This is a genomic window from Georgenia soli, assembly GCF_002563695.1.
Lineage (GTDB): Bacteria > Actinomycetota > Actinomycetes > Actinomycetales > Actinomycetaceae > Georgenia > Georgenia soli.
The window spans coordinates 980,169-1,003,142 of sequence record NZ_PDJI01000004.1; the positions used below are offsets into that span (position 1 = coordinate 980,169).

Sequence of the window (22,974 nt, forward strand, 5' to 3'; positions counted from 1 at the left end):
GCGCAGCGGAGGTCCCTGGACGGGCTCACCGGGTGAGCAGCGACGCCGCCATGAGCCGCCCCGGAGCCTCCCGGGCGAGGACACGCAGGGGGTTGCGGGTGAGAACCGTGCGTGGCCGGCCGTGCCGGCGACGCGCCTGCGCCGCCGCGATCATCTGCTCCGCGGTGGCCCGGCGCAGCCGGATCGCGTCGAGGAGATCGCGGTCCGACAGGGAGAGGACCTCCTCGAAGCCGGGCGCGGCGTCGAGCAGGGCGCGGGCCACCCCGGCGAGCGCGGCCCGCTCCTCGTCCGTCCACCACAACGGGTCGGGGCGGTTGTGCACGGCGCCGAAGAGGTGGATGCGGGTCAGCTTGGTCACGATCGCGCGGCGCGCGTCGGCGGAGTACCCGCGGAACCAGTCCTGCCGGAGGAGGTGGGCGAGGAAGGCCAGCTCCTGCTCGATCGGGCGCGGCACGTACGTGACCCGGTCGGTGGCGTCCTCGCCGATGACGTACGCGGGTCCGCGCCGGTCGACCGCCACGCGGGTCTCGAACCAGAGCCGGGTGACGTACGGCACGTCACCACCGACGACCATGCCCTCGACCAGATCGGCTCCGAGGCGGGCTCGCGCCGCCCGGGACACCAGCCCGAGAGGGGCGCTGCGGTAGCTGAGCCGGTCACGTACCGGGTCGGCAACGCCGCGCAGCCACGGCCGGGCGGGCGGGGTGTGCACGGCCCGGCCCGGCCGCCCGAGGGCGAGGCGCGTCATGACGGTTTCGGCGCCGGTGGTGCGGGCCAGGTCCAGCCACGAGGAGACAGCACCGGGCTCCAGGCGGTCGTCGGAGCCCATGATGGAGACGAACTCCCCCTCTGCGGCGGCCATCCCCGCGTTGAAGGGACCGGAGGCGGACGGCCGGGGGTCCTGGTGCTCGAGGTAGTGCACCCGGTCCCGGTGCTCGGGCGCGAGGACCGCGGCGATCTCCTCGGCGGGCACGTTGTGGCACACGACGGTGGTACGGGTGTGCTCGGCGTTGCCCTCCAGCACCGAGGCGACGGCCCGGCCCACCGGACGGGTGGGGGTGTGGACGGCGATGACGACGTCGACCGGGGCGCTCACCGGCGGACCCGCCGGGCGCGGTCGTAGGCGTCGTCGTAGCCGGCGGCGACGGCGGCGACGGAGAAACGCTGCCCGACCGTGTCGCTGATCTCCTGGGCGCTCAGGCCGGCGGTCGCGGCGTCGACCCGGAGGACGGCGTCGGCGTAGGCACCGGCGTCCTGGACGTCGACCAGTTCCCCGACCTCGGGACGGATGTACTCGCCCTGTCCCCCGGTGGCACCGACGACCACGGGGCGCCCGGCGACCAGCGCCTCGGCGGCGGACACGAAGAAGTTGTCGCCGCGGGTGGGGCCGAGGAACAGGTCGGCCCGGGCGAGCTCGTCGAGCACGCCGGCAGCGTGGAGCGAACCGGTGAGCCGGACGCGGTTCGTGAGCCCCAGCTCGGCGACCCGCGCCGTCACCTGGTCACGGAGCTCGCCCTCCCCCACCAGGGCCAGCTCGGCGGGCACGCCGCGCCGGTCGAGCTCGGCCACCGTCTCCACGGCGAGCAGCGGGTCCTTGCGGTCGATCAGCCCGCCGACGTCGACCAGCCGGAGCCGCGGCCCGCGCTCCGGCCGGGCCGGCACGGGTTCGGGGACCGGCACGATGCAGGGGACGACGACGGTCTCGCGCGTGGCGCGGACCTCGCGCAGCGGGGTGGCGAGGAACTCGCAGACCGCGGTGGCGACGTCGGGCCGGGCCAGCAGCCGGCGCAGCACCGGCAGCAGGACCCGCCAGCTCCGCGGCAGGTTCTCCGGGGAGGTCAGCCCGGACCAGTGCTCGGTGTGCACCCACGGCGCGCGGGGACGGCGCAGCGACAGCGGCAGGAGGGAGGAGAACGCCATGGAGTGCACGACGTCGGCGCCCTCCAGCAGCGGCGCCAGGGCCCGTGCCGCGGCGGCGATCTGGTCCGGACGCGTCGTGCTCATGGGGACGCGGACCACGCGGATCCCCTCGTGCACCGTGCGCCGCGTGCCGTCGTCCTGGTGGGGCGGGACGAGGTGCACCACGTCGACGTCGTGCCCGCGGGAGGCGATCGCGTGGACGTCCCGGACGACGAAGGCGCCGCTGCTGGGGGCGACAGCGGTCGGGAACCAGGTCGTCACAGCAAGAATGCGCACACCGGCGAAACTACCAGCGCCCGTAGACTCCCCCGCGTGAAGGTCCTCTCCGTCGTCGGCGCCCGTCCCCAGTTCGTCAAGCTCGCCCCGATCGCGCACGAGGCGGCGCGCCGCGGTGTGGACCACACGATCGTGCACACCGGCCAGCACTACGACCCGATGCTCTCCGACGTCTTCTTCCAGGACCTGCAGATCCCGGCACCCGCGGTGCACCTCGGGGTCGGCTCGGGGACGCACGGGCGCCAGACCGGCCAGATGCTCGCCGCCCTCGACGACGTGCTGGAGAGCCACGTGCCCGACTGGGTCCTCGTCTACGGGGACACCAACTCCACCCTCGCCGCGGCGCTGGCCGCGGTGAAGCAGCACGTGCCCGTCGCGCACCTCGAGGCGGGTCTGCGCTCGTTCAACCGCCGCATGCCGGAGGAGCACAACCGCGTCCTCACCGACCATGCCGCGGACCTTCTCCTGGCGCCCACGCAGGGCGCGATGGAGCACCTCGCCGCCGAGGGCCTGGCCGCCCGCTCGGTGCTGGTGGGCGACGTGATGACGGACGTGCTGCTCCAGGTCCGTGACCAGGTGGCCGGCACGGTCTCGCCGCTGCTGGCCGAGGAGTCCCTCGAACCCGGCGGCTACTACCTGGCCACGATCCACCGCGCGGAGACCACCGACGACCCTCACCGCCTGGCGGCCGTCGTGGAGTCGCTCGCCCGGCTCGACGCGCCCACGGTGCTCCTCGCCCACCCGCGGCTGGTGGCCAAGGCGCGCGACGCCGGGATCTCGCTCGAGCAGGGCACGCTGCGCCCGCACGCACCGCTCCCCTACCCCGAGCTCGTCGCGGCGGTGCTCGAGGCGCGCGGGGTGGTGACCGACTCGGGCGGTCTGCAGAAGGAGGCGTTCCTGCTGCGCACACCGTGCACCACGGTGCGCACCGAGACCGAGTGGGTGGAGACGGTCGAGCTCGGGTGGAACGTTCTCGCGGAGCCCGGCCCGGACCTCGTCGCGGCGGCCCGGCGGCCGCGACCGGCGGACACGGACGCAGCGCCGTACGGGGACGGCGCGGCGGCGGCCCGGGTGCTGGACGCGCTGGCCTCCGGCGCCGTCCCCCGCACGGACGGCGTGGTCAGTAGTAGGTCCTCCTGAGCTGGTCCCACACCCGGTCGCTGACCACCCCGGGGCCGCCGGCGAGCTGCACCGAGCCGGGCCGCGCGCGGCGCAGGTAGCCGTGGGTGGTGGGGTCCAGCGGGTCCGTGCGCGTCAGGACGATCGGCGCCCGCTCCCGCCCGGCCGCCGGGGCGGCGACGAGGGCGTCCGCGAAGGTCAGCCCGTTGGCGAGGTAGGCGTTCTCGGGCGAGCCGAACCACCGGTCGGCGACGAGCACGGCCGTCTCGTACCTGTCGTCCCCGGTGAACGCCGCACGCGGGCGCACGCCGGCCGCCGTGGCCGCCTTCTGAGCCGGGCCGCCGACCGTGTAGACGGCCGAGGGACGGGTCCGCGAGATCTGCTGCCGGGTGGCGGCGGGCATGCCCGTCCCCTGGGTGAGCAGGACGACACCGCCGGTGAACGTGGCGGGTGGCGCGGCGCTGAGGCCGTCGGGGAAGTCGAGCCCCGTCACCAGGAAGACCGGCTGGCCGTTCCTCCCGTCGACCGAGGCGACGCGGGTGGCCACCGCGGCCGCCGTCGCGTAGCGGTCCGCGCCGCCGAGTCGCGAGACGCCGAGGCCGCGCGAGCGCAGCGCACTCTCGACCCCGGAGGAGACGGCGCCTGTTCCCCCCACGATCACGACCTTGCGTGCGCCGAGGCGCTTGATCTCGGCTTCCGTCTGGGACGGCAGCGCCGACGGCGTCGTGTACAGGATCGGTGCGTCCAGCCGACTGGCGAGCGGGGCCGCGGCCAGGGTGTCCGCGAAGTCGTCGTAGCGCACGAGGACCACCGTCCCGGCGCTGCCGAACCTCGCCCGCGACATCTGCGCGGCTGTCTCGAACCGGTTCGCGCCGCCGATCCGTTCCGGCCGTGGAGCGGCCTTGAGACGGGCCCGCCAGAGGACCGGGGAGCCGTCGGCGGTGGGGGCGACGGCGACGAACCCGTTCTTGTCGTCCGGGTCGAGGGCGACCCACCGGACGGCGTCGTTCATCAGCCGCACGGTCCGCAGGCCCTGGAGCGTGACGTGGAACTCGTGCAGGCGCCCGTCCACCCGCCCGACGGTTCGGTCCCCGACCGTGGTGAGCTGGTCGACGATGTTGCCGATGTCCGTGCGCCACAGGATCTTCCCCGTGCCGGCGTCGAGCAGCGCGACGGTGCCGAGGTTGGTGCTGGCGAGCACGTACGGCGTCACGCCGATCCGCACCTGGGTGACCGAGGCGACCATGGGCGCGTTGTCGACGGACCGCTTCCAGCGCACCGCACCGTTCGGGTTCCACCGGGCCACGTACGCCGCCCCGGCCCCCGGGGCGGTCCCCTCGGCCTCACCGTACGTCTCGGTCCCGACGACGACGTCGCCGCCCCAGTCCTGCATCGCCGTGACGGTGTGGTCGCCGAAGGGGCGGACGTAGCTGGTCAGCCGGCCGGTGCCGGGGTCGACCATCGTGAGGTCGCCGCCGAAGCGTCCGTAGGCGGGCCTGGTCGAGACGAGCAGCTGGCCGGTCCGCCCGTACCAAATCATGGCGCGCGGCCGCATCTGCTCGCCGGGGATCTTCGCGACGAGCTCGTTGCCCGTCCCGTCCTTGGTGAGGCGGTGGATCTCCGCGCCCGGGTAGGTCGCGGCGTACAGCTCGCCGCCGTGGGCCACGGTGGCCTTCGGCTCGCCCGAGACCGGTACGACCTTGTCCATGGCGCCGTCGGGGGAGTGCTGGTGGAAGCGCCAGTGGCCGCCGACCACGATGTCCGTGCCGAGAAGGTCCACGCCCTGCGGGGAGCCCTCCGGCCCGGTCGGCGCCCCGTGCTGGGTCAGCGCGGTGACCTCGACGGTGTCCCCCACCCGCCACAGGTCGGCGGTCCCGCTCATCCCGAGCACGCCGTCGGCGGTGGGAAAGAGCTGCCGGGTCTCCGACCCGGGCGCAGGGGTGGCGAGCTCGACCGGCGTCCCGTCCGGCTCCGCCGTCGTGCCCGCGCCCTGGCCCCCGAGGTCCGCCGGGCTCTGGGGCGTGCCGGGAGCACCGACGTGAATCCGGTGCAGCGCACCGGTGGGCCGGACGGTGTAGTACAGGTCGCCGTCGTCCACCGCCAGCGCGTCGACCGTGCGGGCAGCGGTGTCCGCCAGCAGGCGGAACCCGGTGCCGGCGTCGACGGTGAAGACCTGCCCGCCGGGCTCCGTTCCGCCGTAGACGCTGCTCCCGTCGGTCGTGAGCGCGTAGACCATCGACTCGCTCTCCAGGCCCGGCGTCTGGATCCGGGTGGTGCTGCCGCCCTGCCAGCGCCAGAGCGCGGCCGGGGTGCCGAGCCCGGCATAGACCGCGTCACCGACCACCGCCAACGAGCGGACGTACCGGGACTCCGGCCAGCGTGCGAGCGTCGTGACGGCGCCGGTGGCCGGGTCGTAGGAGAGCAGGCGGGCGCCGTCGGGGTTGTAGGTGCCCACGGCGACGGTGCCGTCGGCGCGCAGGGCCATCGCCATGACGGTCTCGTCCGCGCCGAGCCGGACCACCCGGCCGAACGTCCCGTCCGCCGGGGAGTAGGTCACCAGCGCAGCCGGGGCGTAGGTGCCCACGAGCAGGTCACCGGTGAGGGCGTCGTCACCCAGGGCGAGGATGGCCCAGGAGCCGGCACCGATCGGCAGGTCGCGGACGGTGACGACGTCCCCGGTCTCGTCGTCCCAGCGATAGAGCGCGGCGGGAACCTTCGAGCGGGTGACGGCCCAGGCTCCGGCGTCGTCGAACGCGGCCCCGGTGATCGCCGCCGACTCCGCCGCCAGCCCGAGGTTCCAGGCCGTGCCGAGACCCCCGCTCAGCGACGACGACGGCGGCGGCTCGACCGGCAGACCGGGCACGGTCTCGGCGACGTCCCCCGGGTCGACGGGCCCGCCGGCCGGGTCGTCCTGCGGTGCCGGGGCGGCGGCTGCGAACTGTGCCGGGGCGCCCAGCACGAGGATCCCGCCGAGCAGCGCCGCCAGCACCGCCGTCAGTCCGTGACGGGAGAATACGACGCGAGCGGGAGGAATCACCCGGACATGGTCGCACCACGCTCCGGGGGTGCGGGCTCTTTCGGACGGGTGATGCCGAGCACGCCGCCGCGCCCGCGCGCAGAGCCGCCGGTCAGTCCTGGCGCCGTGCGGCGATCTCCTCGAGCGCCCGCGCCCAGCCCTGCACCTGCTCCTCGGCGGAGAGCTCGCTCGCGACGGCGTGGCTCGCCCTCTTCCACGCGGCCACCTCCTCGCGGTCGAGACGGTCGAGCGCGCGGACCAGGTCCTCCGTCGCGAAACCGTCGGTGACGGCACCGAGCCCGTGCTCCCGCACGAGGCCGGCCATCTCCGGCGACGGGCCGACGAGGATGCCCAGCCGCGCCTGGACGAAGTCGAAGAACTTGTTCGGCAGGGTCCACCGGTAGTTGAAGGTCAGCGGCGGGAGCACGAAGACGCCGACGTCGTAGGCGGCGAGCGTCGTCGCGAGCTCGTCGTGGGGCACGGGGTCCCGGACAGTGACGCGGGCGCTTCCCGCGGTCCGTTCCTTCAGCTCGTCGAGGTAGGCGGGGTCGTTGGGCATGAGGTAGAGGTCGAGCGTGACGTCCGCCGTCGTGCGCTCGACCGCCTCGGTCATCACCTCGAGCTGGCGGTTGCGGCGGGCAAGGCCGCTGTGGACCAGCCGCACGGGGTCGGCCACGGCACCCGGCTCCGCGTCCCGGAACGGGGCGGCGTTGACCACCACACGCGCCTCGACCCCGAACTCGCGGCGGTACTCCGCCGCCAGGCCAGCGCCCACCGTGCTCACCGACGCCGCCCGGGTGACGAAGGTCCGGACGAGCCACCGGTAGTACGGGGCGACGAACCACCGCCAGCGCCGGGACTCCTCGTTCTGGCGCGGCGCGTACTCGTGGAGGTCCGCGTGCACCCCCAGGCGCGGGCGGAGCGAGAGCGCGAGCGGCACGGTGTCGGCGTCGTCGGCGAGGACGATGTCGAAGTGGTCCCGCGGCAGCCGCTCGCCCAGGTGGGCGACGACCGCGTTGCTCCGGTACACCGCGGCGTAGCGGCGCTGGAGCAGCAACAGGCGGTCCTTGTGCCAGTGGACCAGCTCGTCGGGGATCCGCACGTGGGCGGCGACGCCCTCCGGGGCCTCCCCGTACCCGCACGTCGTCAGCTCGTAGTCGTCACGCAACAGGCGCACCTGCCGGAGCACCCGGGCGTCGGACCGGATGTCGGAGAAGGACAGGATCAGCAGGCGAGGCCGGGCGCTCACGCGACCGGCTCCAGGATGCGGGCGACGGCGCGGCCCCACTTCTCCACCTCGGCCTCGGCGGACAGCTCGTGGGCGCGCGTGTGCGAGGCCCGTTTCAGGTCCGCGACGTGCGCAGGGGTGAGGGCCTCCAGCGCCGCAACCAGGTCCTCGGCGGTGAAGCCGGCGGTGACGACCCCGTTCCGGGCGGTCTCCACGAGGTCCACCATCTCCGGCGAGGGCCCGACGACGATCCCGAGCCGGGCCTGGGCGAAGTCGTAGACCTTGTTGGGCAGGGCGTGGGCGTAGCTGAAGGACACGGGCGGGAGGACGAAGACCCCGAGGTCGTAGTCGTTGAGCGTGCGGATGAGCCGGCTGTAGGGCACCGGGTCGTGGACCACGACGTTGGGCAGCTCGGCCGCGCGGGAGCGCAGCTCGGCGAGATAGTCGGGGTGGTTCGGCGTGAGGTACAGGTCGAGGGCGTACCTCCCGGCGAGAGGCGCCATCGCCTCGACCATGAGGTGGATGTTCCGGCTGCGCAGGCACGCGCCCGAGTGCACCAGCCGCACCGGGTCGGCCACCGGGGTGGGCTCGAGATCGGCGTACGGGGCGGCGTTCGTCACCACCTGCACGGGCACGCCGAACTGGTGCTCGTACTCGCGGGCGAGGCCCCCGCTGACCGTGCTGACCGACGCGGCGCGCGGCAGGTACCGGCGGCAGAGCCACGCCATGTACGGGCCGATACGGCGCCGCCACTTCTCGTTCTCCTCGTGCAGGCGGGGGAAGTACTCGTGGAGGTCGGAATGGACACCGAGGCGCGGGCGCAGCGCCAGCGCCAGCGGCAGCGCGTCGAGGTCGTTGGCGAGCACGACGTCTGCCTCGACACCCCGGAGCAGCTCCCGTGCGGCGCTCACCGCAGCCTGACGCCAGTACACCGCCCGGTAGGCGCGAGCCGTGATCAGCCGGCCGTCGAGCTTGTTCGGCACCCCGTCCGGCAGCTGCAGGTGGCGCACCACCCCCTCGGGCGCCGGCCCGTAGCCGCAGGTGACGACGTCGTAGTGCTCGACGAAGTACCTGACCTGCTTGAGAACCCGGGCGTCCGCGGCGATCGGGGAGAACGAGAGGACGAGCATCCGGGGCCGGGGCATGGTCGCCATCATGCCATCGGCGCCCGTCCGGACTGCGCAGGTACCCTCGGCCCATGACCGACCCCGGGCCCAGGGTGCTGCACGTCAACGACTGCGCCCGCGTGGCGCACAACCTCGTGACGGCCGCCCGTTCCCGGGGGTACCGGTGGCGGCACCTGCCCCCTGCCGCGGTCCGCCCGTCCGGCCCGACCCCGTCCGGGATCGGCCGCGTGCGGTGGCTGCCGTACGTCCTGCGCCGCCGGGCCGAGCTGACACGCGCCCAGGTGGCGCACGTGCACTACGCCACGTCGGTGCCCCTGGTCACGGCCGGGTCGATGCCCCGCCGGCCGTACTTCCTGCACCTGCACGGCACGGACATCCGCGAGCAGTGGTCCGCGCCGGCGACCCGCGACCTCGTGCGACGGGCCGTCGACGGCGCCATGGGCGTCTATTACACGAACCTCGACACCGCGGAGAACGCCACGGCCGCACGCGCGGACGCCGAGTTCATGCCCGCCTTCGTCGACGTCGCGAACCTGCCGGCGTGGCGGCCGGGCACGAGGGCCGCGCCCACGGTGGTCTTCGCCTCCCGGTGGGGCCCGGAGAAGGGAGCCGAGCGCATGATCGACGTCGCGGGTGCGCTGCGCGCGGCCGTCCCCGCCGTCCGGCTCGTCGGGCTCGACTGGGGACCGCTGGCGGCGCAGGCGCGCGCGGCCGGCGTCGAGCTGGTGGGCCCCCTCCCCCACGACGGCTACCTCGAGCTGCTCGCGGGTGCCGACCTCGTGGTGGGCCAGGCGACGGGTCTGCTCGGGGTCAGCGAGCTGGAGGCGCTGGCGATCGGGGCGCCGTTGGCCATGCCGGGGACCCCGTGGCGCTATCCCGACGGTGCCGCACCACCGGTCGTCGCGGGCAGCCCCGCCGAGGTGGCCGAGCAGGCCCGCGGGGTCCTCGCCGATCCGGTGGCCGCCGCCGTGAGGCTGGGCGGCCGGGACTGGGCCCGGGCGAACTTCGTCGCGGAACGCTACGTCGACGAGCTCCAACGACGCTACGCCGCGGCCGTCTGACCGCGGCGAGGCGCCGCAGCGACCGGGTTGGGGTGCCGCCGGGTCACGACGGGGCCGGGCCCGGCGTCAGTGACGCAGGCGCAGACCGACGTAGTGGCGCAGCACCGACTCGCGCTCCAGGTTGGCGACGAGCTCACGGGTCAGTGCCTGGTCCCACCGGCCGGCCACCGCGCGGCGGGCCGAGGCGGCCGCCAGTGCCTCCTCCGTCGTCGGCGCGAGCATGACGTCGATCAGGTCCCGGTCGGCCCGGGCCTGGGGCCGCGCCACCAGCGGTGCGGCGCCCACCCAGCCGCGGGTGAGCTCCCCCAGCCACGCGGCCTCGCCGGCGTGCCACAACTCCGCGCGGGGGCGGCGCCGGACGGCCCCGAGGAGGTGGATGCGCACTGCCTTGACGGCGACCGCCCGCCGCCAGGCGGGGTCCAGCTTCGTGAACCAGTCCTGCGCGAGCAGGTGCTCCCACGCCTCCAGCTCCTGGGTCACAGGCCGCACCGCCGTCGTGACCCGGCTGACGGCGTCGGCACCCACGACGTACCGGGGTGCGCGGGCCGCGAGATCGACCCGCACAGGCAGGGACCAGAGCCGCACGGTGAACGCGACGTCGCCCCCCGAGCGCATGCCGGGCGTGAGACGGAGGCCGTGCCGCTCGAGCACCTCGCGGCGCATCAGCCCCAGCGGTGCGGTGCGGTACGCCAGGCGGTCCTTGACGCGGTCGAGGCGCCGGTGCCGGCCCGGGCGCACCCGCGGGGTAGGGATCCGCTCTCCGCTCTGGTGACGCATGGGTGCCAGCATGACGTCGGCGCGGGCGGCGTCCGCGGCGTCGGCCCAGGCTCGCAGGGCGCCAGGCTCGACGTAGTCGTCGGAACCCATGATGGCCACGTACCGGGCGGTCGCCGCGTCGAGACCGGCGTTGAAGGGCCCCGACGGGCTGCCGAGGCCGTCGCGCACCTCGAGCATCCGGACCCGGCCGCGGACGTCGTCGGGCAGGCTCGCCGCGACGTCGGCCGCAGGGATCCCGTGGCAGGCGATCGTGACCCGTACGGCGTCGGTGTCACCGGCGAGGGCGGAGGCGGCCGCGCGTGCCACCGGCCGGCTGGGGTCGTGGACGGCGATGACGAGATCGACGTCGGGCGCGGTCACGACAGGCCCGCCAGCCGGGCCTGGAGGGCGAACTCGGGCTCCGCGGCCACGAGCTCGTCGAAGGTGCCCCGGTTGACGATGGTGGCGTCGCGCATGAAGCAGACCTGGTCGCTGTGCCGGATGGTCGAGAGCCGGTGGGCCACCGAGATGACGGTGACGTCGCCGTGCAGGCCGCGGATCGCCGTCGTGACGGCCTCCTCCGTGGCGGTGTCGAGCGCGCTCGTGGCCTCGTCCATGACGAGCACCAGCGGGTCGACGTACAGCGCGCGTGCGATGCCGAGCCGCTGCCGCTGCCCGCCGGAGAGCGCGATGCCGCGCTCGCCGATCCTCGCGTGGATGCCGCCCGCGCGACCGGCGACGACGTCGAGGAGCTGCGCCCGCTCGAGGGCCGTGCGCACCCGCTCCTCGTCGATCTCCTCGCCCCAGGTCAGCGCGACGTTCTGGGCGATGGAGGCGTCGAAGAGGGAGACGTCCTGCGGCACGTACCCCACCCTCGAGCGCCAGGCGCCGAGGACGGACTCGAGCGGGACCCCGTCCAGCTCGATGCTGCCGCCTGAGGGCACGAGGAGCCCGAGGAGGATGTCGACGAGGGTGGACTTCCCCGCGCCGGAGGAGCCGACGAAGGCGAGCGAGCTGCCCAGCGGCACGTCGAGGTCGATGCCGCGCAGGGCGGGCTCCGCAGAGCTGGGGTAGGTGAAGCTCACGTCCCGCAGCGTCAGCATGCGGGGGTGGCCCACGATCGGGTCCTTGCCGACGTGCTCCGCCGAGGCGGTGTAGCGCTCGGCCGCGGCGATGTCCCGGATGACGGCCTCGACGTGCGGGATGTTCGAGGACGTCTGGGTCATGATGTTCTGGAACGTCGTGACCGACGGGATCATGCGGAAGCCGGCGATGCCGAACAGGGCGACCGCACCGAGGGCCTCCTCCATCCCGCCGCCGACGTAGGCGACCCCGCCCACGAGGACGAACCCGCCGATGAGGGCGGCCTCGACGACGTACTTGGGCACGGCGTTGAGGAACCTGATGTTGCTGCGCGCCCGGGTCGACCGTTCCCGGGCGTCGTGGACGACGCCGGCGACCTCGCCGAGCTTGTTGCGCAGCGTGATCTCCTTCAGCGCCGAGACCATCTCGGTCATCAGCGTCGCGACGCGGAACGAGTAGCGCAGGTTCACCTTGCCGGCGGTGACCGCCTGCCGGGAGATCCCGAAGTAGAGCACCGCCGCCACGAGACCGAGGTAGGCGAGGGTCACGCCCGCCGTCACCGGCTGGGCGACGACCAGCACCACGAGCACGGCGACGAACGTGGCGGCCTGGGCGGGCAGCTGGGCGGCCGGCAGCAGCACGCCGGAGATCGTGTTGGCGATGCCGACGTCGGCCAGCCGGACCAGCTCGGCGGAGTTGCGCCGCAGCCGCTCCGTCCAGGGTGCGCCGATGTAGGCCTCGAAGAGGCGGTCGCCGATGACGAGCTCGTACGCGGCGAACCGGCGGGTGGCCGCCCACTGCAGCGCGAGCGCGAACACGCCCTTGAGGACGATGAGGCCGCACACGAGCAGCAGCACGGCGACGTACGCGTCGTCGGCGACCGTGCCCACGAGCGGCAGCGTGAGCGGCCGCTGCTGGATCATCGGCGCGAGGGTGAGGGCGATCAGGCCCAGCGCGGCGATGTCCAGGAGCGCGAGCGCGGAGCTCGCCACCGTGTACACGGTGAGGAACCGCTGGGCGCCCGGGGGCAGCAGCGGCATGAGCTGGCGCAGGGTGGCCCACAGCTGTTTCACGGCGTTTCCTCCGCCCCGAGGACGACGGCGTCGAACCGGGGCCGCACGGCGGCCCAGTCGCGGTTGTCGACGGCCCAGGCCTGCGCGGTCCGCGCGGCGTCGCCGGCGTGCGGCTCGGCCCCCGCGGCGATCACGCGGGCCGCAGCCTCGTCCGGTGTCGTGACGACCCAGTCCCTCGGGTAGAGCTCGGCGGGGCCTCCCCAGCCGGCGAGGTCCGGCCAGTCGCGGACCACGGGCAGCGCACCGCTCGCGACGCCCTGGAGGAGGGACACGTGCGCGGACTCCTGCAGGCTCGTGCTGAGGATGACACCGACCTCGCGCAGGGCGCCGGGCACGTCGTCCGTGTGACCACGGACCTCGACGGCCCCGCCGGCGGCGTCGATCCGTTCCTGCACGCGGGCGAAGTACTCGCGGGCCTCGGGCCACGGCTCCGACGGGGTGTCGGAGCCGATGAGCAGCAGCCGCCACCTCTCGTCACGGGCGCGCAGCCGGTCGAGCACGTCCAGGGCCCAGGCGGGGTCCTTGACCATGCGGTCCCAGCCGACGAGCGCGACGGTGCGTGCGGCGTCCGGCGTCTTCTCCCGGCGGCAGGCGGCGAGGTCCGCGCGGTTCGGGACCACCGCGAGACGGGTTCCCTCGACGGCGGGAGCCGTCCGCCGGACGACGTCACGGAAGGCCGGGGAGATGAAGACGGCGTCGTCGACGGCGGACCAGTCGGTGAGCATCGGCAGCGGTGTGAGCGCCTCGTAGCGGTGGACCCGCGCGACAATCCGGGCGTCCAGGCCCTCCAGCAGCGACACCCAGGCGAGGGCGCGGTGGCCCCACTCCACGAGGATCGTGTCCGCCCAGTCGAGCGTCTCTGCGACGCTTTCCGGCACGGGGAGCCGCTCCCCCGTGGTCCCCCGGCGGAGCCGGGCGCGCGTCAGCTCCTTGACGTCGAGCTGGTTCCCCAGCCCGCGGACGTCGTCCAGGTCCAGGGTGCGCACCTCGAGGCCGTCCGTGCCCCGGTAGTCGGCGACGATGTCGCGGACGAACGTGAAGTTGCCCGCGGCGACGACGAGCAGCCGGCGTGTCCGGGTGCGGGGCCGCCGCGCCCTGGGCGCGGGGCTGGCGCCGAGCCGGGCGAACGCCCGCGACGCGCGGAACGGCGCCATGAAGTCGTCCGGGGCGGCGAGCAGCGGGGATCGCCGGGCACCGAAGTGCCGGGAGGGGTGGAACGCCAGGGAGAGCGCCTCGAAGAGCCGGAGAGCCGCCCGGTCGAGGTCGGCGTGCTCCGCCTGACCACTGTCGCGGAGAGCGTCGGCGTCCAGCGCGTCGGCGCCCAGCGCGTCGTCGGCGAGAGCGAGGGCACCGCGGATGCAGTCGTCGAGGTCGGCAGGCTCGTGCCCCGCGGCGAGCTCGGCGAGCGCCCGGGCGGCCGCCAGCTCCGCCCGCCTGGCAGGCGCACGCTCGGCGCGCTCGGCCGTGGCGAGCACGGCGGCCGCCTCCCCCGGCCGGCCCCGGCCGAGGAGCAGGTGGCCCGTCCACCGGGCGCGTGCCGCGGCGGAACCGTCGGGCGCCGGCAGCCGCATGCTGGTGCGCACGGCGGTCGTCAGGAGCCGCCGGCCCACGGGGTTGCCGACGACGGCATCGAGGGTCTTTCCGGTCAGGCTCATCGTCGTCATTATGCCGCCCGTGCGCCCGGTTCCCCGCCGTGGCCGTCGCCGGGGCCCCCTCCCCTCGGGCGATGCGCGGCGCTCAGTCGGACGCCGCGAGAACGACGTCGGCCGCCGCACGTCCCGCGGCGGCGGCCGAGGCGTGCTCCTCGACCCACGCGGCGAGCCGCCCGGCGTCGGCCGGCTCGGCGCGCAGGGCGGAGACCATGGCCGCTGCCACGGCCTCGACGTCGTGGTCGACGGCCCAGCCGAGGTCGTGGGCCCTGATGTCGTCGGCGGCGGGTCCGGTGCCGGCGAAGATCACAGGGGTCCCGCACGCCAGCGCGGCGTAGATCTTGGTCGGGTAGGCGAAGTCGTAGCCCTGGCCGGGCACGATGCTCACGGCTGCGGCCGCCGCCCCCCGCTGCCAGCGTGCCGCCTCCGCCGGCGGGACGAGCCCGCGCATCTCGACCGCCCCGCGCGGGAGCGCCGCGGCGAGGTCGGCGATCGCCGGCCAGGCGCTGCCCTGGCCGAGGAAGACGAGCCGGGCGTCCGGGACCTGTTCCAGGACGGCGGGCATGGCCCGGACGAAGACGTCGGCGCCCTGCCACTCGGAGGTGGTGCCGGCGTAGACGATGGTCGGCTGCTCCGTCTCCGCGGCCGACGGGCCCTCGGGCGTGAACACCGAGGTGTCGACCCCGTTGCGCACCGTGGTGGCGTTGTGCACGCCCAGGGCGGCGAGCCGTTCCCGGACGCCGTCGGAGACGGCGATGACACGACGGGCACCGTGCAGGGCGAGCTGCTCGACCACCCGCAGCACCCGCACCGCGGGGGCCGGCATCCGGGCCGCCTCGGCGGCGTCGGCCCACAGGTCCGCTGCGTAGTAGACGTAGGGCACCCGCCGCAGCGCGCAGACGGCACGCACGACGGCACCGGTGGTCGGGGGCGGCTCGCACACCACGACGTCGGGCCGGGGCGCCAGCAGCAGGCGGAGCAGCAGCGGCACGTCGAAGCTGAGGTACTGCAGGTACCCGCGCACGTAGCCGGACCGGTCGCGCAGGACGGGCCAGCGCCTCACCCGTACTCCAGGGGGCCCGGCGTCCGGTCCGGGAGCGCGGACGGTGAGGACGGTGACGTCGGCACCGCCGCGGGCGAGCGCCTCGCACAGCGCCCGCAGGCGGAAGGAGGCCGCCGCCACCTCCGGCGCGAAGATCCGGGTGGCCAGCACCACGCGCGGGCGGCCGCGACGTCCGTCAGCCATCAGCAGCGCCGGCCCACCGCGCCGTCGGCGATAGCGCCCGTCCCCCCGAGGGTGACGCGGGCGTCCGCACCGAGGCGACCGATCGTGCCGCGCACGACCTCGTCGGTGCAGGTTCGTCGCACGAGCAGCATCGGAGCGCTGTCGTCACCCGCGGACGGTACGCCGCTCAGCGCGTCGGCGTAGGCCGCGCCGGTGGCGAAGTACGCGTCCGAGGCGCCGTCCGGCCACACCGCGTCGGCGATCGCCGCCGACGTGGCGTACCGGTCCTTCCCCGCGAGTCGCTGGACCTGGACGGCCGGCAGGGCGCGCCTCACCTCGTCGACAACCTTCGAGCCGACGGCGCCGGTGCCTCCTAGGACGACCACCTTGGCCGGGTTCAGCCGCTGGAGCTCCAGGCGAGTCGCGGTCGGCAGGCCGCCGGGCTGGGTGAGGTACATCGGCGCGCGCTGCTTCGCTGCCGCGGCGCCCCCGGACAGGGCGTCGGCGAAGACCTGGCCGGAGGCGAGGTAGACGGTCGAGACCTTGCTCGGGTCGGTCCACATCTTCCGGCCGACCGAGGCGGCCGTCTCGTACCGGTCGGAGCCCTGCAGCCGCTCGACGGGGGCGTGCGCCCCGAGCTGACGGACCACCGTGTCGCTGATCGCGCCCCGCCCGCCGAGGACGTAGATCTTCTTCGGCGTCAACCGCTTGAGCTCGACGGCCACCGAGCTCGGGAGACCACCGGGCTGGGTGAGCAGGACCGGACCGTCGGCCACGGTGGCAGCTGGGCCGCCGGCGAGGGCGTCGGCGTAGTCCTGCCCTGTGGCGACGAAGACCGTGTCCGACCAGCTGTTGGACCAGCTGGACGCCGCCACGCTCGTGGCGTACCGGTTCGAGCCGGAGAGACGCACGCTGTCGTATCCGGGGTACCTCACCGTCGTCATCCCGGACTGCTTGCCGGCGATCAGGTTCGTCAGCTCGCCCAGCCGGCTGTAGAAGTACCGGCCCGGGCACGCCGTCTGGCCCACGTCCCGGTGGCCGACGACACGCTTCATCGGCGCGTTGCCGATGCCTTTGGCGGTGCCGGACGTCGTGATGCCGCTGATGGCGAACTTCCACGCGGTGACCTGGGCGACCTTGTCGAACGCGGCCTTCGGGACCTGGACCTGGTCGTAGTTCCCGATCACCGAGATCCCGAAGGTGGTGTCGTTCACGCCTGAGGCGTGGGCGCCGATGATCGGGTTGGCGAGGCCGCCGTAGCGTCCCTCCCAGGCGCGTCCGAACTTGTCCACGATGACGTTGTAGCCGATGTCGCCCCAGCCGCGGGTGACGGCGTGGTACTGGTAGAAGCCACGGATGATCCCGGGAACCTGTCCGGCGGAGTAGCTGTTGCTGCTGGCGCTGTGGTGGACCACCACGCCGGTCACCTCACCGAGCTGGGGCTTCCACTGCCGGACCGTCTCGTCGGCACCCCAGTCGGCCCGGGAGTAGATCGAGGGGGTTCCGGGGACGACGGCGGCCGGGACGGCGAACTGGCCGGCGCCGGCGCCGTCCCCGACCACGTCCTGCCCGACGGGTGCGGCGCCGTCGGCAGGGCTCTGCCCGGGATCGATGACGTCGAGCTGGGGGTCGGTGGGCAGCTCACCCGCCGGCGCCGACAGCGACACCTCGATCGTCTCGGCGTCCGTGACGACGATCGGCTCGGTCCCTCCGCGGCTGCCCTCGGGCGCCTCGGCGGCCGTGACGGCCCGGGTTATCTCCATGTCCGACCAGTCGGACCATGCCTGACCGTCGTGGCTGCGGAGGCGCACCGACAGGTCGTCTCCCGCGTCCAGCTCTGCCCAGGTGACGCCCACGACGCGGAGGTCTCCCCCCTCGGCCGTCACGACGACCTCCTCGGCACCCGCACCCGCGGCAACCGGCTCGTCCATCTCGACGACCTCGGTCTCGGCCTTCACCGGCACGGCGCCCTCGACGGTGGGGTTCTCGCTCGCCGGGACAACCGCGCCCGGGCGGACGTCCGGAGCGGGCGCCCCGGCGTCGGCCGACGTGGCGCCCGGGTCCTCCCCCCGCGCGGCCGTGGCCGCCGCGGGCGGGACGAGCACCAGCCCCGGCAACGCCAGAACGGCGCCGAGCGAGACGCGCAGAGAACGGGACGAGATCTTCACGGTGGTGCCTTTGCGCTTGGGGCTGTGAACGCCTCCTCAGCGTCGCACAGCGTCCGGAACCGGCCAAGCACCCACCGTCCGCATTCCGGTGTGTCCTCCGCCACCGGTTGCCGCGCCGCTCGTCCGGGGAGAATCATTCGTGTATGGGACGGTCCGCGCCAGGAACGTCCGTCGGGGAAGGACCGGCGATGAGAGATCAGCGCAGCCGTACGCGCACCAGCCGAGGGGCGAGGTGGAGAGGCCGCGGCGCCGCCGCGTTCGCTGCCTCGATCGCCGTCGCCTCCACCGCCGTCGCGCTCCCGGGACCGGCGGCGCAGGCCGCCCCGCCGGGGCAGGTCCGTGGCCTGATCGTCTCGTACGAGCCCGGAGTGGCTGCGACGCGGTCCCACGGACAGGTCACCGCCGCGTCGCAGGTGCCCGACGTCGCGCTGGAGGACGCGGGCTCCCCAGGTCTCGGTCTGCGCACCCTTGTGCTCGACGAGCCGGTGAGCGCAGCCGAGGCCCAGGACATCGCGGACCGGTTGGCATCCTCCCCGCTGGTGCGGTGGGCGGAGCCGGACCACCCCGTCTCCGTCCCCGACCCTGCTGTCGCCGCCGCGGGCGAGCTGGCCGGCAGGGGCGACGGGGACGTCGCGGCCGCCGCCGTGCAGTACGCCCCGCCGTGGGGACTGGACCGCATCGACCAGCGCACGGGGCTGGACGAGCAGTACCGCTACGGCACCACCGGCGCGGGCGTCGACGTCTACGTCGTCGACACGGGTGTTCGCGCCAGTCACAAGGACTTCGAGCGGCGCGTGACCGGGGGGTTCTCGGCCGTCGCGGACGGGTACGGCACCGAGGACTGCAACGGGCACGGCACACACGTGGCCGGCACCGTCGGCGGCGCCTTCTCGGGTGCCGCCAAGACCGTCCGTCTCGTCCCGGTGAGGGTGCTGGGCTGCGACGGCGCCGGGGCCACGTCCGCGGTGGTGGAGGGCCTCAGCTGGATCGTCACTCACCACCAGGCGGGCGACCCGGCCGTGGTGAACCTCAGCGTCGGCGGCCCGGCGAGCGAGGCGCTCGACACCGCGGTCCGCGCGCTGGTCGAGGACGGCGTCACCGTGGTCGCCGCGGCGGGCAACGACTCCCAGGACGCGTGCACCACGAGTCCCGCCCGCGTGGACGAGGTGATCACCGTCGGCGCCTCGACGCAGACCGACACCGCCGCCGACTTCTCCAACTACGGGAGCTGCCTGGATCTGTACGCACCCGGCGAGGGCATCCTCTCCGCCTTCCACACGTCCGACACCGTGGGGGCCTATGCGAGCGGTACGTCGATGGCTGCGCCGCACGTCGCCGGGGTGGCCGCCCGGATCCTGGAGTCGGCACCGAGGAGCACGCCGGAGGACGTGGCCGCGGCAGTCTCCGGCTCCGTCACGACAGTCGACTTCGCCCCGGCGGGATCCCCCGACGCGCTCCTGTACGCAGCGGACGACACGGACCCGCCTCCCGCGGAGGAGCCCGAGGTGCTGCTTCCCACCGACGGTGAGCGTCTGGCCGGCGCCGACCGCTACGGCACCTCGGCAGCCGTCTCCGCCGCGTCGTACGCCCGCCCGGCGCCCGTGGTCTACGTGGCGAGCGGGACGGCCTTCGCGGACTCGCTGTCCGGAGCGCCGGTGGCCGCCCGCGCCGGCGCCCCGCTGCTGCTCGTCCGTCCGGACAGCGTGCCCGCCCCGGTCGCCAGCGAGCTGCGCAGTCTCCGACCGGGGAGAGTCGTGGTGCTCGGAGGCACCGGCGTGGTCAGCTCCCGCACGGCGTCCGAGCTCGGCAGGATCACCGGCGCCTCCGTGAGCCGCCTCGCCGGCGAGGACCGGTACGCCACCTCGGCGAGAGTCTCCGCCGCGTCCTACGGGCGGGACGTCGACGTGGCGTACGTCGCCGCCGGGACCGGTACCGCAGACGCCCTCGCCGGAGCGCCCGTGGCCGGGTCCCCGAGCGGCGGCCCGATGCTGCTCGTCGGTCGTGACCACGTACCGGCCGTCATCGCGCAGGAGCTTCGCCGGCTCAGCCCCGAACGCGTGGTCGTCCTCGGCGGGACGGGCGTGGTCAGCTCCCGCACCGCGTCCGAGCTCGGCAGGATCACCGGCGCCTCGGTGAGCCGCCTGGCCGGCGCCGACCGTTACGCCACCGCGGCCAGGATCTCCGCAGCGTCCTACCGGCCGGACGTCCCGGCGGTCTATGTCGCGAACGGCACGGCCTTCGCCGACGCCCTCTCCGGCGCGCCGGTGGCCGGCATGCACGAGGTTCCCGTGCTGCTGGTGACCCGCGACACGATCCCAGCGGCCGTCGCGCAGGAGCTGCGGCGCCTCAGCCCCGGGCGAGTGGTGGTCCTCGGCGGGACCGGCGTGGTGAGCGAGCGGGTGGCCGACCAGCTCGACCGCTACGCCGGCTGACCTGCGCCGGACGCCACACCGAGGACCGGCGCCGTCAGCTGGGGCCCGACGACGTCACACCCGGACGGCGTTGGCCTCGCGCGCGGAGTCGAGGAGGGCTTCGACGACGGTGAGGGTGTGGACGCCCTCGGCCATGGACACGGCGGTGGTGGTGGGGGTGTTGGTGCCGTGGATGGTGTCGCGGAAGTTCTCCTGCTCCACGCGCAGGGGTTCGCGCTTGTTGATGGCGTAGCGGATCGAGTCGCCCTCGGAGACGCCGCGGAAGGTGGCGACGGCGTCCCACTGGGTCGCCACGGTGCCGTTGGCGTAGAAGGTCAGGTCCCCGGCGACGGTGTCCGCGACGAGGGCGCCCTTCTCGCCGGTGACGACGGTCTGGCGCTCCTTGCGGGGGGAGAGCCAGTTGACCATGTGGTTGACGATGATCCCGTTCGCCAGGCGGCCCACGGCGACGACCATGTCCTCGTGCTCGCGCCCGGAGCGGTGGGTGACCTGCGCGGAGACGGACTCGTAGGGGGACTGGGCGAGCCAGGCGGTCAGGTCCACGTCGTGGGTGGCGAGGTCCTTGACGACTCCGACGTCGCTGATGCGGCCGGGGAAGGGGCCCTGGCGGGAGGTGGCGATCTGGTAGACCTCGCCGAGCTCGCCGTCGGCGATCCGGCGGCGCATCTCCAGCAGGGCCGGGTTGCACCGCTCGACGTAGCCGACGGCGCCGACCAGGCCGGCGGCCGCGAAGGCGTCGGCGACCCGCTGCCCGGCCTCGGCGGTGTGGGCGATGGGCTTCTCCACCATGGTGTGCACCCCCGCCTCTGCGAGGGCCAGGGCGACGTCCTCGTGGTAGATCGTCGGCACCGCGACCATCGCCGCGTCCAGGCCGGCGTCGATGAGGGCGTGCACGTCGGGCAGGACGGGCAGGTCACGGGCCACGCCGAACTTGTCCCCGCCCGGGTCGGCGACCGCGACGAGGTCCATGCCGGGGGTCTCGCGGATCACCCGGGCGTGGTGGCGGCCCATCGACCCCAGCCCGATCAGCCCCATCCGCAGCGCCGGGCGCTGCGGCGTGCTCTCGCTCTGGGTCATGTCAGGCTCCTGCCTTCACCACGACGGTGTTGACCGCGGTGACGATGCGCTCGAGGTGCTCGGGGGTGAGGGAGGGGTGGACGGGCAGGGAGATGACCTCCGCGGCCGCCCGCTCCGTCTCGGGCAGCTCCAGCCCCGGGGCGTAGGGGGCCAGGGACTCCAGGCGGTGGTTCGGGATCGGGTAGTACACCCCGGACCCCACGCCGTGCTCCTCGCGCAGCGCCGTGACGACCCGGTCCCGCTCCGCCCCGGCCGCGCCGGGGATGCGGATCGTGTACTGGTGGTACACGTGCACCGCGCCCTCGGCGACCGGCGGCGTCGTGACCCCCTCGAGGTGGGCGTTCAGGAAGGCGGCGTTGTCCTGCCGCTGCCTGGTCCAGGCGTCGACCTTGGTCAGCTGGACCCGGCCGATCGCGGCGTGGATGTCCGTCATCCGGTTGTTCAGCCCCACCAGCTCATTCGCGTACTGGCGCTCCATGCCCTGGTTGCGCAGCAGCCGCACCCGCCGGGCGATCTCCCCGTCGGCGCAGGAGACCATCCCGCCCTCCCCGGAGGTCATGTTCTTCGTCGGGTACAGCGAGAACATCCCGAACGTGCCGAACGAACCCACCATCTGACCCCCCAGGGAGGCGCCGTGGGCCTGGGCCGCGTCCTCGAAGACCATCAGATCGTGCTCGTCGGCGATCTCCTGCAGGGCGGGCATGTTCGCCGGGTGGCCGTACAGGTGCACCGGCATGATCGCCCTGGTGCGTTCGGTCACCGACGCGCGCACCGAGGCCGGGTCCAGGCAGAAGAAGTCCGGCTCGATGTCCGCGAACACCGGCGTGGCCCCCGTCAGGGCCACCGAGTTCCCGGTCGCGGCGAACGTGAACGAGGGGACGATGACCTCGTCGCCCGGGCCGATCCCGGCCGCGAGCAGCCCCAGGTGCAGCCCCGAGGTGCCCGAGTTCACCGCCACGCACTCCCGGCCCTGGACCAGGTGCTGGGCGAACTCGGCCTCGAAGGCCTTCACCTCCGGCCCCTGGGCCACCATCCCGGAGGCGAGCACCCGGTCCACCGCGACCCGCTCGTCCTCGCCGATGATCGGCCTCGCCGCGGGAATCATCTCCAGGCTCATCAGGCGCCCCGTACCTCTCTGATCGTGTCCTCGAACTCCTCGTACACGGCCCCCGTGGCCGGGCACCGCCACTTCTCATCCTCGCGCACCAGCGGCACGCCGGCCGAACCGACCCAGCCGATCCGGCGGGCCGGCACCCCGGCCACCAGCGCGTGCGCCGGGACGTCCCGGGTCACCACGGCGCCGGCCGCGACCGTGGCCCAGGCCCCGATCGTCACCGGCGCGACGCAGACCGCCCGCGCCCCGATCGACGCCCCCTCCTCGACCGTCACGCCGACCGGCTCCCAGTCCTGCGCGGACTTCAGCGACCCGTCCGGGTTCACCGCCCGCGGGAAAGTGTCGTTGGTCAGCACCACCGCCGGACCGATGAACACCCCGTCACCGAGCACGGCCGGCTCGTACACCAACGCATAGTTCTGCACCTTGCAGTGCCGTCCCATCCGCACGCCCGTGCCGATGTACGCCCCCCGGCCGACGACGCAGCCCTCACCCAGGACCGCGCCCTCGCGCACCTGCGCCAGGTGCCACACCGACGAACCCTCACCGATCTCGGCGTCCGGCGAGACGTCCGCACTCTCCACGATGCGTGCTGCCATGAAGGCATCCTTCTTCTTTCTCGGGCCGCGTCGGTACCGCGGCGGGTCGGG

At 74.4% G+C, this 22,974-nt stretch carries 16 protein-coding genes; 3 read left to right on the top strand and 13 right to left on the bottom strand.

Features of this window, described 5'->3' with window-relative positions; all coding sequences use genetic code 11:
* Positions 1-25: 25 nt before the first annotated feature.
* Positions 26-1,096, bottom strand: a complete 1,071-nt coding sequence (locus tag ATJ97_RS05780) for a glycosyltransferase family 2 protein (protein WP_098485262.1) — start codon at positions 1,094-1,096, stop codon at positions 26-28.
* Positions 1,093-2,196: a glycosyltransferase gene (locus tag ATJ97_RS05785; protein ID WP_211287063.1), complete on the bottom strand. Its 1,104-nt coding sequence runs from the start codon at positions 2,194-2,196 to the stop codon at positions 1,093-1,095. Before ATJ97_RS05785 ends, ATJ97_RS05780 begins: the two co-directional genes overlap by 4 nt.
* 36 nt (positions 2,197-2,232) lie before the next feature.
* Here ATJ97_RS05785 and wecB point away from each other — a divergent pair, with 36 nt between their 5' ends.
* A complete protein-coding gene (gene wecB, locus ATJ97_RS05790) occupies positions 2,233-3,336 on the top strand; it encodes a non-hydrolyzing UDP-N-acetylglucosamine 2-epimerase (protein ID WP_098482920.1) in 1,104 nt (367 codons plus the stop codon).
* Here wecB and ATJ97_RS05795 read toward each other — a convergent pair.
* The 3 genes from ATJ97_RS05795 to ATJ97_RS05805 form a co-directional block, all read right to left on the bottom strand.
* On the bottom strand, positions 3,317-6,352 hold the full coding sequence (locus ATJ97_RS05795; RefSeq protein WP_143426881.1) for a cell wall-binding repeat-containing protein: 3,036 nt from the start codon (positions 6,350-6,352) through the stop codon (positions 3,317-3,319). The genes wecB and ATJ97_RS05795 overlap by 20 nt on opposite strands.
* Positions 6,353-6,443: 91 nt before the next feature.
* Positions 6,444-7,580 carry a glycosyltransferase family protein gene (locus ATJ97_RS05800; protein WP_098482922.1) on the bottom strand — a complete coding sequence of 379 codons (1,137 nt, stop codon included), beginning with the start codon at positions 7,578-7,580 and terminating at the stop codon, positions 6,444-6,446.
* A complete protein-coding gene (locus ATJ97_RS05805; RefSeq protein WP_098485263.1) occupies positions 7,577-8,704 on the bottom strand; it encodes a glycosyltransferase in 1,128 nt (375 codons plus the stop codon). Before ATJ97_RS05805 ends, ATJ97_RS05800 begins: the two co-directional genes overlap by 4 nt.
* Positions 8,705-8,757: 53 nt before the next feature.
* On the opposite strand from ATJ97_RS05805, the gene ATJ97_RS05810 reads away from it, so the two are divergent.
* Positions 8,758-9,747 carry a glycosyltransferase family protein gene (locus tag ATJ97_RS05810; protein ID WP_098482923.1) on the top strand — a complete coding sequence of 330 codons (990 nt, stop codon included), beginning with the start codon at positions 8,758-8,760 and terminating at the stop codon, positions 9,745-9,747.
* A gap of 66 nt (positions 9,748-9,813) precedes the next feature.
* Here the strand turns inward: ATJ97_RS05810 and ATJ97_RS19675 are convergent, their stop codons facing one another.
* The 5 genes from ATJ97_RS19675 to ATJ97_RS05835 form a co-directional block, all read right to left on the bottom strand.
* Positions 9,814-10,884 (bottom strand): glycosyltransferase, encoded by a 1,071-nt coding sequence (locus ATJ97_RS19675; protein WP_170037147.1) that lies wholly within the window; start codon positions 10,882-10,884, stop codon positions 9,814-9,816.
* Complete coding sequence (locus ATJ97_RS05820) at positions 10,881-12,659, bottom strand: ABC transporter ATP-binding protein (RefSeq protein ID WP_098482924.1); 1,779 nt, start codon at positions 12,657-12,659, stop codon at positions 10,881-10,883. Before ATJ97_RS05820 ends, ATJ97_RS19675 begins: the two co-directional genes overlap by 4 nt.
* Positions 12,656-14,314 carry a glycosyltransferase gene (locus ATJ97_RS05825; protein WP_098482925.1) on the bottom strand — a complete coding sequence of 553 codons (1,659 nt, stop codon included), beginning with the start codon at positions 14,312-14,314 and terminating at the stop codon, positions 12,656-12,658. The genes ATJ97_RS05820 and ATJ97_RS05825 overlap by 4 nt, the downstream gene beginning before the upstream one ends.
* Positions 14,315-14,396: 82 nt before the next feature.
* Positions 14,397-15,554: a glycosyltransferase family 4 protein gene (locus ATJ97_RS05830; protein ID WP_098482926.1), complete on the bottom strand. Its 1,158-nt coding sequence runs from the start codon at positions 15,552-15,554 to the stop codon at positions 14,397-14,399.
* On the bottom strand, positions 15,554-17,701 hold the full coding sequence (locus ATJ97_RS05835; RefSeq protein ID WP_098482927.1) for a cell wall-binding repeat-containing protein: 2,148 nt from the start codon (positions 17,699-17,701) through the stop codon (positions 15,554-15,556). The genes ATJ97_RS05830 and ATJ97_RS05835 overlap by 1 nt, the downstream gene beginning before the upstream one ends.
* Positions 17,702-17,889: 188 nt before the next feature.
* Here ATJ97_RS05835 and ATJ97_RS05840 point away from each other — a divergent pair, with 188 nt between their 5' ends.
* On the top strand, positions 17,890-20,133 hold the full coding sequence (locus tag ATJ97_RS05840; RefSeq protein ID WP_098482928.1) for a cell wall-binding repeat-containing protein: 2,244 nt from the start codon (positions 17,890-17,892) through the stop codon (positions 20,131-20,133).
* A gap of 54 nt (positions 20,134-20,187) precedes the next feature.
* On the opposite strand, the gene ATJ97_RS05845 is transcribed toward ATJ97_RS05840, so the two are convergent.
* The 3 genes from ATJ97_RS05845 to ATJ97_RS05855 are packed head-to-tail and all read right to left on the bottom strand — an operon-like array spanning position 20,188 to position 22,923.
* The gene (locus ATJ97_RS05845; protein WP_098482929.1) at positions 20,188-21,210 is read right to left on the bottom strand and encodes a Gfo/Idh/MocA family protein; all 1,023 of its coding nucleotides are present in this window, start codon (positions 21,208-21,210) and stop codon (positions 20,188-20,190) included.
* Between the two features lies 1 nt (position 21,211).
* Positions 21,212-22,327, bottom strand: coding sequence for a DegT/DnrJ/EryC1/StrS family aminotransferase (locus ATJ97_RS05850; RefSeq protein ID WP_098482930.1), 1,116 nt, complete (start codon positions 22,325-22,327; stop codon positions 21,212-21,214).
* Positions 22,327-22,923: an acyltransferase gene (locus ATJ97_RS05855; protein WP_098482931.1), complete on the bottom strand. Its 597-nt coding sequence runs from the start codon at positions 22,921-22,923 to the stop codon at positions 22,327-22,329. Before ATJ97_RS05855 ends, ATJ97_RS05850 begins: the two co-directional genes overlap by 1 nt.
* Between the last annotated feature and the right edge of the window lie 51 nt (positions 22,924-22,974).

Coding starts and splice junctions, on each gene's coding strand:
- ATJ97_RS05805 (WP_098485263.1), bottom strand. CDS start 8,704: ATGCCCCGGCCCCGGATGCTCGTCCTCTCGTTCTCCCCGATCGCCGCG.
- ATJ97_RS05810 (WP_098482923.1), top strand. CDS start 8,758: ATGACCGACCCCGGGCCCAGGGTGCTGCACGTCAACGACTGCGCCCGC.
- ATJ97_RS05825 (WP_098482925.1), bottom strand. CDS start 14,314: ATGAGCCTGACCGGAAAGACCCTCGATGCCGTCGTCGGCAACCCCGTG.
- ATJ97_RS05830 (WP_098482926.1), bottom strand. CDS start 15,554: ATGGCTGACGGACGTCGCGGCCGCCCGCGCGTGGTGCTGGCCACCCGG.
- ATJ97_RS05840 (WP_098482928.1), top strand. CDS start 17,890: ATGAGAGATCAGCGCAGCCGTACGCGCACCAGCCGAGGGGCGAGGTGG.
- ATJ97_RS05845 (WP_098482929.1), bottom strand. CDS start 21,210: ATGACCCAGAGCGAGAGCACGCCGCAGCGCCCGGCGCTGCGGATGGGG.
- ATJ97_RS05850 (WP_098482930.1), bottom strand. CDS start 22,327: ATGAGCCTGGAGATGATTCCCGCGGCGAGGCCGATCATCGGCGAGGAC.
- ATJ97_RS05855 (WP_098482931.1), bottom strand. CDS start 22,923: ATGGCAGCACGCATCGTGGAGAGTGCGGACGTCTCGCCGGACGCCGAG.